We start from the raw sequence: 11,694 nt of genomic DNA, 5'->3' as shown, positions 1-11,694 counted from the left end.
CTACCACGCCGAGATCCGCGCCGATGACGGGCATTGCGAGACCAGCAGCGGCGAGCGCCATTTCTGCCCCCGCTGCGCCAGCGCGCTGTGGATGGCCGACCCCTCCTGGCCCGATCTGGTGCACCCCTTCGCCTCGGCCATCGACACCGCGCTGCCCGTGCCGCCCGCGCGCGTCCACCTGATGCTGAAGGACAAGGCCCCCTGGGTGGAGCCGCAGACCGGCCCCGGCGATGCCTGCTTCGACGCCTATCCAGAGGAATCGATCGAGCAGTGGCACCGCCGGCGCGGGCTGTGGGTGGACTGAGCCGCCCGGCTTTCAGGCGATAGGCAGGCTCAGGCGTTGGGCACCGCCTCCGTCACCACCTCGAACCGCGCCAGGGTGGCGGGGCCGAAATTGGTGGAGAGCGCCACATCCGTCGCGTCCCGGCCCGTGGCCATGAGGATGCGGCCGATGCGCGGGCGGTTGTGCCGGGCATCGAAGGTGTGCCAGCGGCCGCCCAGATAGACCTCGAACCAGGCGCTGAAATCCATCGGGTCCGGCACCGCGGGCACGCCGATGTCGCCGAGATAGCCGGTGCAGTAGCGCGCCGGGATGTTCATGCAGCGGCACAGCGTGATGGCCAGGTGCGCGAAGTCCCGGCAGACGCCGTAGCGGCCGGTGAAGCCGTCATGCGCCGAGCGCGTGGAATCCGCCTTCTGGTAGTCGAAGGTGATGTGGCCGTGCACGAAGTCGCAGATGGCCTGCACCCGCGCCCAGCCCTGCGGTGTGTGGGCGAACTGCGCCCAGGCGAAGTCGGCCAGCCGGTCCGTGTCGCAGTAGCGGCTGCCCAGCAGGTAGACCAGCGCCGCGTCCGGCAGGTCCTGGATCTCGTGCTGCGCGGCCTCGGGCGTCACCGGGTCCGGCAGGCCGCTGTCGCGGATCTCGAAGCGGGTGGAGAGGGTGGTGCGGCCGGCCGGCACCAGGATGCGCGTGCAGGCATTGCCGAAGCCGTCGATGTATTCCCGGGCCTGCACCGGGCGGTCGTAGGAGAGGGTCTGCCCGGTCAGCAGGTCGGCACGGCGCGAGGGGTGGATGTTCAGCACCAGGAGCATCGGCGTGGGCTGCGGGCACTCATAGGCCAGGGTGAAGCCTGCGCGGATCTTCATCGCGTCTCCGGGGCGCCGCGGGGGGCGCCGGGCTTGAATGTGGGCGGGGCCGTGTCCGACGGAACGCGGCCCCGGCACCGCCGGTTGCTGCGCCGCCGCAATCCCTGTGGCGGGCCGTTGCGCCGGCCCTGCTCATGCTGTTCCTATACGCCGTCCTTGCCAGGCGGCGATACGGGGTTCGCCGCCCGGCGGCCCCGAAGCGGGACCCTTGGATCAGGCGGGACCCCTGGATCGGGCGGGGGCCCTCAGCCCGGGCGGGCCCTCAGGAGGCCGCCGGCACCCGGCCGGGGGGCCGCATCCTGGCCGGGCGGCAGGGCGGCCTCCGTGGTGACGTTGACCTGCACGCGCATGCCGAGCCCGTCCTCCGCCGCGCCGTGGTAGCTGCCCTGCAGCGGCACCGCCTGCTCCGGCGTGCGGGTGACGGCGACGCGGATCAGGTCCCGGTTGCCGACGATGCCGTTGGTCGGGTCGAACTCCACCCACCCGGCGCCGGGCAGGTAGACCTGGCACCAGGCATGGGTGGAGCCGCCGCCCAGCGTGGTGGAGCCGTCGCGGTCCGGCACATAGACATAGCCGGTGACGAAGCGGGCGGCGAAGCCGAGGTGGCGCACCGCCTCCATCATCAGCAGCGCGAAGTCGCGGCAGGTGCCGCGGCGCAGGTGCAGCGTCTGCAGCGGCGGCTGGGTGCCGGGCTCGGTGCGGCGGGCGTAGGAGAAGCTCTCGCGGATGGCGTAGCACAGCGTCATCAGCAGGTGGCCCGTCTCGCTGGGCCGGCCGGGGCGGATGAACTGCCGCGCCCAGCGCGCCACCTCGCCGCCCGGATCGGGGTGGTGCGGCGCCATGGTGCGCAGCAGGTCCGGCAGGTCCTCGGCGTCGTAGGCGAAGGGGTAGGTGAGGGCGGCGGTGTCGGTGCGGAAGGCCGGCCCGTGCTGTGGCGTGTGCTCCAGCCGGATGCGCGTGTCGAAGCTCAGGCGCGCGGCGGGCCGGCCGAAGCGCAGCAGCGCCACGCAATTGCCGAACACGTCGTGGATCCAGCGCAGCTCGGCCGGCTCGGGGTCCACCGCCAGCGTGGCCTCCAGCAGGCGCTGGTCGTGGCTGTCGCGCGGGCGAAACATCAGCCGGTGCTCGCCGAAGCGCACCGGCTTCGCATAGCGGTATTCGGTGAGGTGGCGGACGTTGAACAGCGTCATGCCGGGGCGCGCCCCGGTGGGGCGGGCGGCAGGCGGGGAAGGCGCATCGGCTGTGGCTCCGGCTCGTCCCGCCCGGCGGGTGGCGGGGGTGCCGGCCACCGGGAAGCCCTGCCATGGCGCATGGCGGCCCGGCTGGCAAGCGGGACGGGGGGACGGTGCGCGCCCCCGCCGCCGGCCGCTTCAGAAGGCCACGCGGTCCGGGCCCTTGAGGTCGAGGATCTCGCGAGCCTCGTCCGGCGAGGCGATCTCCAGCCCCAGCCCCTCGACGATCTGCCGCGCCAGCCGCACCTGCTGGGCGTTGCTCTCGGCGAACTTGCCGGGGCCGGCCCACAGGCTGTCCTCCAGACCGACGCGGATGTTGCCGCCCATCGCCGCCGCCATCGCCGCGATGGGGAGCTGGTTGCGCCCGGCGCCCAGCACCGACCAGCGGTAATTGTCGCCGAACAGCCGGTCGGCCGTGCGCTTCATGTGCATCACGTCCTCCGGGTGGGCGCCGATGCCGCCCTGGAGGCCGAACACCGTCTGGATGAACAGCGGCCCCGTCACGATGCCCTGATCGAAGAAGTACTTCAGGTTGTAGAGATGCGCCGTGTCGTAGCACTCGAACTCGAAGCGCGTGCCGTTCTCGCGGCAGGTGGTCAGAATGTACTCGATATCCGCGAAGCTGTTGCGGAAGATGATGCCTTTGTCGGAGAGGTATTCCTTCTCCCACGGGTGCTTGAACTCCTTGAACCGGTTCAGCATGCCGAACAGGCCGAAATTCATGCTGCCCATGTTCAGGCTGGCCACCTCCGGCTTGAAGGTGGCGGCCGGGCGCACCCGCTCCTCGATGGTCATGGTCGGCGCGCCGCCGGTGGTGATGTTGATCACCGCGTCGCAGCGCTGCTTGATGACCTGGAGGAAGGGCGAGAAGCCCTCCGGCGTCTGGTCCGGGCGTCCGTCCACCGGGTTGCGCGCGTGCAGGTGGACGATGGCGGCGCCTGCCTCCGCCGCGCCGATCGCCGCATCGGCGATCTGCTGGGCGGTGACGGGCAGCGCGGGCGACATGCTCGGCGTGTGGATCGCGCCGGTGACGGCGCAGGTGATGACGACTTTCCGCGTGGCCATGTCAGCCCTCCTCTTGTGTCAGCTTGTGCGCGCGCAGCGCGGCGAGGCGCCGGTCGCGCCAGCGCATCTTCTCCGGCAGGTCGGGCGGCGCCCCCCATTCCTCCAGGATGCGCCCGACGGCCGGCGCCTCATAGACCTCCGGCCGCGCCGGGTCGGCGGCGAGGCGCTTGTAGAAGCCGGTGTAGCGCGCGCAGTAATCGGGGATGCCGCCCGGCGCGTTCAGCTCGATCGTCTCGAACGGCCCCATGAAGGACCAGCGCAGGCCGAGCCCGTCCTTCACCGTGTGGTCGAGATCCTGCGGGCTGACATAGCCCTCCGACACCAGCCGGAACGCCTCGGCCAGCAGCGCGCCCTGCAGGCGGTTGAGGATGAAGCCCTCCACCTCCTTCAGCACGGCGATGGGAACCTGGCCGATGGCGGCATAGATCTCCCGCGCGCGGGCGATGCTCTCGGGCGCCGTCCAGGGCGCGCCGGAGAGCTCCACCAGCGGGATCAGGTGCGGCGGGTTCACCGGATGCGCGATCAGGCAGCGGCCGCGCCCCGGCAGCGCTTCCGTGAACAGCGAGGCACGGATGGCGGAGGAGGAGGAGGCCAGGATGCAGCCGGGCGGCGCCAGCCGGTCCAGCTCGGCGAAGAGCTCCTGCTTCACCTCCAGCCGCTCGGGGCCGTTCTCCTGCACCAGCGCGGCGTCCGACACCGCCTCGGCCAGGCTGCCCACCGCCTGGATGCGGCGCGCGGCGCCGGCCGGGTCCTCGCAGAGGCCCTGCTCGGCGAGGTCGGTCAGGCCCTGGGCGCAGAGGCCCTCGGCCTGCGCGGCGATGCCGGGGGCGGGGTCGAACAGCGCCACCTGCCAGCCGGCCCGGGCGAAGATCATCGCCCAGGCGCGGCCGATCAGGCCGGCGCCGACAATGGCGACCTTGGAGGGATGCATGGTCATCGGTTGGTTCCGGTGCGTCGGTCAGGGAAGCTTTGCCGGCTGGGGAAGGCGCTGCCTTCCCCAGACCCCATCCGCCGGGGTGACAGTGTCACCCCGGACCCCGCCCTCAGGAAAACTTGCAGAAAAAAGATGAGGGGGTTCGGGGGAGAATTCATTCTCCCCCGTGCTTCGACGCTCACAGCCACAGCACCTTCCGCCGCAGCTCCAGGTCGTCGCGCAGCAGGCGCGAGGCGCCGGCCCAGGTCACCGCGCCGCGCTCCAGCGCCACCGTGCCGTCCGACAGCGCCAGCGCCAGGTCGAGGTTGTGGTCGACGATGATGATGGAGATCTCCCGCCGCAGCTTGTCGAAGGCCTCGAACAGCTCCTCCGTCACGGCCGGGGAAAGGCCCTCGAAAGGCTCGTCCAGCAGCAGCAGGCGGGTGTCGCCGGAGAGGGCGCGGGCGACCGCCACCATCTGCTGCTCGCCGCCCGAGAGGGCGTCGGCCGGCGTGCGCCAGCGCTGCTTCAGGCGCGGGAAGAATTCCAGCACCTTCTCCTCCGTCCAGTGGTCGCCCGCGCCGGTGAGGCGCTTGAGGCGGCCGAGGGCCAGGTTCTCCGCCACCGACATGCCGGCGAACAGCCCGCGCCCCTGGGGGACGAAGCCCACGCCGCGCCGGGCGATCTGGTCGGAGGGCAGGCCCGCCACCGGCTCGCCGGCCAGCGTCATGCTGCCGCTGGCGGGGCGCGCGATGCCCATGATGGATTTGAGCAGCGTGGACTTGCCGGCGCCGTTGCGCCCGAGCAGGGCCAGGATCTCGCCCTGCCGCACCTCCAGCGAGACGCCCTGCAGGATGTGGCTCTTGCCGTAGAAGGTGTTGATGCCGTCGAGCTTCAGCAGCACCGCGTCGGTCATCGCCGAGGCGCGTTCCTTCGCCGCGATGGCGGTGTTGCCGGAGCCGAGATAGACGGCCTGCACGCGCGGGTCGGTGCGCGCATCCTCCACCGTGCCGTCCACCAGCACCTCGCCGTCGTTCATCACCGTCACGCGGTCGGCCAGGGCGAAGACGCGGTCGATGTCGTGCTCCACCAGCAGCACGGGGATGTCGGTGGAGACGCGCTTGATCAGCTCGCCGACACGGGTGCGTTCCGCCGTCGCCAGCCCCGCCAGCGGCTCATCGAGCAGAAGAATGCGCGGGCGGGTGGCGACGGCCACCGCCATGTCCACCAGCCGCTGCCCGCCATAGGAGAGGGCGCCGGCCTCGGCGCGCTCGATGCCGGCCAGGCCCATCCAGTGCAGCAGCGTGGCGGTGTCGTCCGCCATGTCGTCGTAGGAATGGGCGTCGTGCCACAGGCCGAAGCGCGCGGGGTGGCGCGCCTGGATGGCCAGCCGCAGGTTCTCGGCGATGGAGAGGCCGGGGAAGAGGTTGGTGATCTGGAAGGAACGGCCGATGCCGGCGCGGGTGATGGCCTGCGGGCTGAAGCCCGTGACATCCCGCCCGTCCAGCGTGACGCGCCCGGCATCCGGCGGGAACATGCCGGAGAGCAGGTTGAAGGCCGAGGTCTTGCCGGCGCCGTTGGGGCCGATCAGCGCGTGCAGGGTGCGGTCGCCCACCTGGAAGGAGACGCCGCGCACCGCCTGGATGCGGCCGAACTTCTTCTCCAGCGTCTCCGCCGCCAGCACCGGGCCGCCGGCGGCGGCGCCGGGGCGGATGAAGCGCGTGGGCACCGGCGTCGGCGCCGCGGTGCGGCGGGCGGACATCGCCGCGTCCTCCACCACCTTCTTCCGGAAGGGGGCGAGCAGCCTCTGGCCCACGCCCACCAGCCCGTCCGGCGAGAAGACGATGAAGCCGACGAAGAGCAGGCCGAAGATCAGCAGCCAGTTGGCCGTGTAGATCGAGAGGAACTCGCGGAACAGGATGTAGAACAGCGCGCCGAGGGCCGGACCCAGGAAGGAGCGCATGCCGCCGATCACCACCATCGCCAGCAGCTCGCCCGAGAAGGCGATGGCGATGGGCTCGGCCGAGGCGAAGCGGTGGTTGTAGGCGGAGAGCATGCCCGCCAGCGCGGTGACGCTGGCCGAGAGGGTGAAGGCCAGCAGCTTGTAGCGCGTGGTGTCGTAGCCGACGAAGCGGGCGCGCTGCTCGTTCTCGCGGATGGCGACGAGCACGGTGCCGGCCGGTGCGTGGTGGAAGCGCCACAGCGCGAACACCACGGCGAAGCCGATGGTGGCGACCACCGCGTAGTAGGCCGCCGGCTCGTCGAGGAAGGCGTAGCGGGTGATGCCGCCGAAGCCGTCCTCGCCGCCGGTCAGCTCGGTCCAGCGGAAGGCGATGGTGAACAGCATGGCGGTGAGCGCCAGCGTCAGCAGCGAGAAATAGACGCCGCTGCGGCGCAGGATCAGCATGCCGATGAGGGCGGCCAGCGCCGCCACCACCGCCAGCCCGATCAGGGCGGGCAGCACCATGTCGCCGGGGAAGAAGTGGCGCTGCAGGATGCCGGCGGCATAGGCGCCGATGCCGAACCAGGCGCCATGGCCGAAGGAGACCAGGCCGGTGTGGCCGACCAGGATGTTCAGCCCCATCACGGCGATGGCGAAGACCACCACGTCGGTGGCGGATTTCAGGGTCAGGCCCAGCGCCGGCAGCAGCACCGGCAGCAGCAGCAGCGCGGCGAGCGCGATGAGCAGGGGGCGGAGTTCGCGGGTCATCATGGCGTGGCGCTCACTCGAACTTCGCGATGCGTTCGCCGAACAGGCCGCGCGGGCGCAGCAGCAGGACGAGCAGCATGAGGAGATAGACGGAGGCCTCGGTGGCCGGCGGGTAGGCATAGGCGGCGATGCCGCGCACCACGCCCACGATCAGCGCCGCGACGACGACGCCCCAGAAGGAGCCGAGCCCGCCGATGACGACGACGACGAAGGCGAAGGTGAGGATCTCGGCCCCCATCGCCGGGTGCACGCCGATGACGGGCGCCAGCATGACGCCGGCCAGTGCCGCGAGCCCCACCGCGATCATCACCACCGCCGACATGTAGGGGCGCAGCGAGATGCCGAGCGCGCCCACCATGTCCGGGTTCTGCACGCCGGCGCGGACGACGCGGCCGAAATAGGTGCGCTGCAGCAGCAGCCACAGCCCCAGCACGCAGAGCGCCGCGACGCCGAGGATCATCAGCCGGTAGCGGGAATAGATGAAATCCCCGATCAGCACCTGGCCGCGCAGCTCGGGCGGGATGGAGAAGGGCAGCGGCGGCGCGCCGAACACCATGCGCAGCGTCTGCTCCGCCACCATGGCCAGGCCGAAGGTGAGCAGCAGCGAGAGGATGGGGTCGGCCCGGTAGAAGCGGCGCAGCAGGAAGCGCTCGATGACGAGGCCGAGCAGCGCCACCAGCACGGGCGCCGCCACGAAGGCGCCGCCGAAGCCGATGGTCGGCGCCAGCGCCACGGTGAGGTAGGCGCCGATGGCGTAGAAGGCGCCATGCGCCAGGTTGACGATGCCGCCCAGGCTGAAGATGAGCGACAGGCCGAGCGCGATCAGCAGGTAATAGGCGCCGATCAGCAGCCCGTTGAGGATCTGCTCGATGAGGAAGACGATTTCCAAGGCGGAGGCTCCTGCGCCGATGGGGCGCCCGCGCCGCGCGCCATGCAGGCGTGCGGCGGGGGGTGTTCAGGCCGAGGCCCGCGTCAGGCCGGGAAGGTGCAGCTGTTCTCTTCCGGCGTGGCGCCGATGGCCTCCAGGCTCTCCTCCCGCCCCGGCACGGTGGCGGTGGCGGTGAAGATGTCGTAGCGGTCCTTTTGCTCCGCCGGCGGCAGGGCGGTGATGGCGTACATCTCGGTCATGATCTGGTGGTCGCGGGCGCGGAAATAGCTCTCGCGCGCCTTCAGCACGCCGAACTTGGCGCCGCTCTCCAGGTACTCGACGATGCGCGGGCCGTCGGTGCCCTTGGTCTCGGTCATCGCCTGGGCGACGATCTTGATGGCGTTGTAGTCGCCCCAGGCCTGGTTCTCCGGCGGGCGGCCGAAGCGCTGGCGGAAATCGGCGGTGAACTTCTTGGCTGCCGGATTCTCCAGGCGGTGGTGCCACATGGTCGGCCAGGTGCCGAGGAAGTTGCCCTGGCCGGCGCCCCAGGCCAGCGCCGTGTCGAAGCCGAAGCCCGCCACCGGGAAGCGCAGCCCGAACTCGGAATACTGCTTGAGGAAGTTGGTGATCTGCGCGCCGGCCAGGTTGGCGATGATGACGTCCGGCCGCGCCTGGCGGATCTTGAGCAGGAAGGGCGAGAAGTCGGTCAGGTCGGTCGGGATCAGGTCCTCGTTCGCGACGGTGCCGCCATTCTCGCCCATGAAGCGCTTGGCGACGCGCAGCAGGTCGTGGCCGAAGGCGTAGTCGGCGGTGAGCGCATAGACCTTCTTGCCCTTGATGAGGCCCTGCTGCACCAGCACGCGGCCCACCGCCTTCACGTACATCGAGTTCTGGCCCTCGATGTGGAACATGAACTTGCGGCAGTCGCTGCCGCGCAGCGCGTCCGAGTTGGCGCCGGTGTTGATGAACAGCGCCTTCTCGCGCTGCACCACCTGGCCGATGGCCAGCGCCGAGGCGGAGTTGATCTCGCCCACGATGCAGCTGACCTTGTCGCGCTGGATGTAGCGCTCCGCCTTGGCGCTCGCCGTCTGCGGGTTGACGCTGTCCTCGAAGGTGATCTCCAGCTTGCGGCCGAGGATGCCGCCCGCGGCGTTGATCTCGTCCATGGCGAGCTGGCCGGCCTGCACGGCGAACTCGCCGAGCGGCCCGAGGAAGCCGGTGCGCGGCGTCAGGTGGCCGATGCGGATGACATCGGACTGCGCGTGGGAGATGGCGGGGGCGGCGAGCAGCGTGGCGGCGCCAAGCAGCGCGCCCCGCCGCGTGATGCGGGGAAGCTCGGTCATTCTCGTGTTCCTCTACCCTTGTTCAGCGGGCCTCGTTCAGCGGGGCGTTTTTCCGCCCCTGCCGCGATCCGATCCCTTGTCGTGATCTGTGATCACAGGCAGGGTTGCGTATCCGCACCGGATTGTCCAGAGGGGAATGCGTGAACCACGCCATCGCCAGCCTGCCGCTGCTGGAGCGTCGCACCCTCTCGGAGGCGGCCTACGCGCATCTGCGGGACCTGCTGGCCTCGGGGCGTGTGGCGCCGGGGGAGAAGCTCTCGCTGCGCGACCTCTCCGAGGCGCTCGGCGTCTCCGTCATGCCGGTGCGGGAGGCGGTGAGCCGGCTGATCGCCGACCATGCGCTGGAGGTGGCGCCGAACCGCGCCGTGCGCGTGCCGGTGATGACCCGCGCCCAGTTCCGCGAGCTGGCCGAGACGCGCGCGGGCATCGAGGGCTGGGCGGCGGCGCGGGCGGCGCTGGCGCGCGGCCCGGCGCAGCTGCGCGCCATCGCCAGCGCCGAGGCCGCCATGCGCGAGGGCAGCGCCACCGCCGATCTGGGCGACGCCGTGGCGCTGAACCGCGACTTCCACTTCGCCATCTACGCCGCCGCCGGGCTGCCGACGCTGCTCGACGTGATCGGCGCGCTCTGGCTGAAGGCGGGGCCGGTGATCAACCTCGACCTGCGCCACTCGCGCGACCGGCTGACGGCGGGGCACGCGCTGCGCTGCCACGGCGCCGCGCTGCGCGCCATCCGCGCGCGGGACGCGGAAGCGGCGCGCGCCGCCATCGCCGAGGACATCACGCGGGCGGCGGATTTCATCATCGACAAGGGCGGGCTTCCCGAAGCCTGAGGCACCGCCCGGAACAGGGGGATACGACATGGATCTCGGATTGCAGGGCGCGCGGGTGCTGGTGACGGCGGGGGCGGCCGGCATCGGCCGCGGCATCGTCGAGGCCTTCGTGGAGGAGGGGGCGAAGGTGTTCACCTGCGACCTCGACGAGGCCGGGCTCGCCACCCTGCCGGCGGGCGTCGGCCACCGCCGCGCCGACGTGGCGGACCGGGCCGATGTCGCCGCGCTGTTCGACGCGGCGCTGGCGGAGCTGGGCGGGCTCGACATCCTGGTGAACAACGCCGGCATCGCGGGCCCCACGGGCCGGCTCGACGAGATCAACCCGGAGGACTGGGACCGCTGCGTGGAGGTGTGCCTGACCAGCCAGTTCAACTGCGCGCGGCTGGCCATCCCGCATCTGCGGAAATCCTCCAACGCCAGCATCGTCAACCTCTCCTCGGCGGCGGGGAAGCACGGCTTCGCGCTGCGGGCGCCCTATGCGGCGGCCAAGTGGGGCGTCATCGGCCTGACGAAGTCGCTGGCGATCGAGCTGGGGGATGACGGCATCCGGGTGAACGCCATCCTCCCCGGGCTGGTGGCGGGCGACCGGCAGCGCCGCGTGCTGGAGGCCAAGGCGCAGCAGAAGGGTATTCCTTTCAGCGAGATGGAGGCGCTGGCCTTCTCCTTCACCTCCATCAAGGAATACGTCACGGCACGGCAGCTGGCGGACCAGGTGATGTTCCTGTGCAGCCCGCGCGGCCGCACCATCTCCGGCCAGGCCATCAGCGTGGATGGCGACACGCGCATGCTCTCCTGACCCGCCGCCCGCCCTGGCGGCGCTTGGCGCCGGGGCGGGCTTTCCGCAGAGTGGCCGCCGAGGAAGCTCCGGGAGGCGTGCCATGTATCTGCGCTGCATCGAATGCGGCCACACCCACCCGCCCACGCTGCGCTATGCCTGCGCGGCCTGCGGCGGCATCCTGCGGGTGGAGGGCGAGAGCGGGCTGGCCCCGCCCCCCGGCCTGCCGCCCGGCATGTGGCGCCACGCCGCCCGCCTCGGCGTCACCGACCCCGGCGCCATCGTCTCGCTGGGGGAGGGGGAGACGCCGCTGCTGCGCGCCCCGCATCTGGAGGCGGCGATCCCCGGCTTCCGCGGCGAGCTGTGGCTGAAGGACGAGACCCGCAACCCCTCCGGCTCCTTCAAGGACCGCGCCATCAGCGCCGGCATCAGCAAGGCGATCGAGCTGGGCGCGCGGGGGGTGGTCTGTGCCTCCTCCGGCAATGCCGGGGCGTCGGTCGCGGCCTATGCGGCGCGGGCGGGGCTGGGGGCCGTCATTATCGTGCCCGCCCACACGCCGGACGGCAAGGTGACACAGATCGCGGCGCATGGCGCGGTGCTGCTGAAGGTGCCGGGGCACTACAGCCGCTCCTACGACCTCGCCGCCGCGCTGGCCGAGCGCCACGGCTACGCCAACCTCACCACCACCTTCATCAACCCCTGGGCGGTGGACGGGCTGAAGCTGGTGGGGCCCGAGATCCGCGCCCAGCTCGGCGGCCGGGTGCCGGACCTCGTGCTGGTGCCCACCGGCAGCGGGCCGCTGGTGGAGGGGG

Annotated in this window: 11 protein-coding genes; 4 read left to right on the top strand and 7 right to left on the bottom strand. The window is 71.6% G+C overall.

The window, feature by feature from the left end:
- A partial coding sequence (locus ACZJYS_RS18145; RefSeq protein WP_493179842.1) for a GFA family protein occupies positions 1 to 304 on the top strand: 304 nt, incomplete at its 5' end.
- 29 nt (positions 305 to 333) lie between these two features.
- On the opposite strand, the gene ACZJYS_RS18140 is transcribed toward ACZJYS_RS18145, so the two are convergent.
- The 7 genes from ACZJYS_RS18140 to ACZJYS_RS18110 form a co-directional block, all read right to left on the bottom strand.
- Positions 334 to 1,146, bottom strand: a complete 813-nt coding sequence (locus tag ACZJYS_RS18140) for a transglutaminase-like domain-containing protein (protein WP_109519019.1) — start codon at positions 1,144 to 1,146, stop codon at positions 334 to 336.
- A gap of 245 nt (positions 1,147 to 1,391) precedes the next feature.
- Positions 1,392 to 2,336, bottom strand: a complete 945-nt coding sequence (locus ACZJYS_RS18135) for a transglutaminase family protein (RefSeq protein WP_109519018.1) — start codon at positions 2,334 to 2,336, stop codon at positions 1,392 to 1,394.
- 180 nt (positions 2,337 to 2,516) lie between these two features.
- Positions 2,517 to 3,443: a 3,5-dioxohexanoate:acetyl-CoA acetone transferase gene (gene kce, locus ACZJYS_RS18130; protein ID WP_109519017.1), complete on the bottom strand. Its 927-nt coding sequence runs from the start codon at positions 3,441 to 3,443 to the stop codon at positions 2,517 to 2,519.
- A gap of 1 nt (position 3,444) precedes the next feature.
- A complete protein-coding gene (locus ACZJYS_RS18125; RefSeq protein ID WP_493179841.1) occupies positions 3,445 to 4,380 on the bottom strand; it encodes a 3-hydroxyacyl-CoA dehydrogenase in 936 nt (311 codons plus the stop codon).
- Positions 4,381 to 4,555: 175 nt separating this feature from the next.
- Positions 4,556 to 7,069 carry a branched-chain amino acid ABC transporter ATP-binding protein/permease gene (locus ACZJYS_RS18120; protein WP_493179840.1) on the bottom strand — a complete coding sequence of 838 codons (2,514 nt, stop codon included), beginning with the start codon at positions 7,067 to 7,069 and terminating at the stop codon, positions 4,556 to 4,558.
- A 10-nt stretch (positions 7,070 to 7,079) separates the two neighbouring features.
- Positions 7,080 to 7,955 carry a branched-chain amino acid ABC transporter permease gene (locus ACZJYS_RS18115; protein ID WP_493179839.1) on the bottom strand — a complete coding sequence of 292 codons (876 nt, stop codon included), beginning with the start codon at positions 7,953 to 7,955 and terminating at the stop codon, positions 7,080 to 7,082.
- 83 nt (positions 7,956 to 8,038) lie between these two features.
- Positions 8,039 to 9,277 (bottom strand): ABC transporter substrate-binding protein, encoded by a 1,239-nt coding sequence (locus ACZJYS_RS18110; protein WP_493179838.1) that lies wholly within the window; start codon positions 9,275 to 9,277, stop codon positions 8,039 to 8,041.
- Between the two features lie 140 nt (positions 9,278 to 9,417).
- Between ACZJYS_RS18110 and ACZJYS_RS18105 the strand changes: the two genes are divergently transcribed.
- The 3 genes from ACZJYS_RS18105 to ACZJYS_RS18095 all read left to right on the top strand — a co-directional run.
- Positions 9,418 to 10,107 carry a GntR family transcriptional regulator gene (locus tag ACZJYS_RS18105; RefSeq protein WP_379631118.1) on the top strand — a complete coding sequence of 230 codons (690 nt, stop codon included), beginning with the start codon at positions 9,418 to 9,420 and terminating at the stop codon, positions 10,105 to 10,107.
- Positions 10,108 to 10,135: 28 nt separating this feature from the next.
- Positions 10,136 to 10,903, top strand: coding sequence for an SDR family oxidoreductase (locus ACZJYS_RS18100; RefSeq protein WP_493179837.1), 768 nt, complete (start codon positions 10,136 to 10,138; stop codon positions 10,901 to 10,903).
- A gap of 82 nt (positions 10,904 to 10,985) precedes the next feature.
- Positions 10,986 to 11,694 (top strand): threonine synthase (locus tag ACZJYS_RS18095; protein ID WP_493179836.1); only part of this gene is annotated, 709 nt, incomplete at its 3' end.

Source organism: Roseomonas sp. TS2, assembly GCF_058833935.1.
The sequence above is the reverse complement of the archived record's forward strand: the minus strand, read 5'-3'. Positions and strand labels throughout refer to the sequence as shown.

Excerpts from the sequence above, each read along its gene's own strand:
- ACZJYS_RS18140 (WP_109519019.1), bottom strand. The coding sequence starts at position 1,146 with ATGAAGATCCGCGCAGGCTTCACCCTGGCCTATGAGTGCCCGCAGCCC.
- ACZJYS_RS18135 (WP_109519018.1), bottom strand. The coding sequence starts at position 2,336 with ATGACGCTGTTCAACGTCCGCCACCTCACCGAATACCGCTATGCGAAG.
- kce (WP_109519017.1), bottom strand. The coding sequence starts at position 3,443 with ATGGCCACGCGGAAAGTCGTCATCACCTGCGCCGTCACCGGCGCGATC.
- ACZJYS_RS18125 (WP_493179841.1), bottom strand. The coding sequence starts at position 4,380 with ATGACCATGCATCCCTCCAAGGTCGCCATTGTCGGCGCCGGCCTGATC.
- ACZJYS_RS18120 (WP_493179840.1), bottom strand. The coding sequence starts at position 7,069 with ATGATGACCCGCGAACTCCGCCCCCTGCTCATCGCGCTCGCCGCGCTG.
- ACZJYS_RS18110 (WP_493179838.1), bottom strand. The coding sequence starts at position 9,277 with ATGACCGAGCTTCCCCGCATCACGCGGCGGGGCGCGCTGCTTGGCGCC.
- ACZJYS_RS18100 (WP_493179837.1), top strand. The coding sequence starts at position 10,136 with ATGGATCTCGGATTGCAGGGCGCGCGGGTGCTGGTGACGGCGGGGGCG.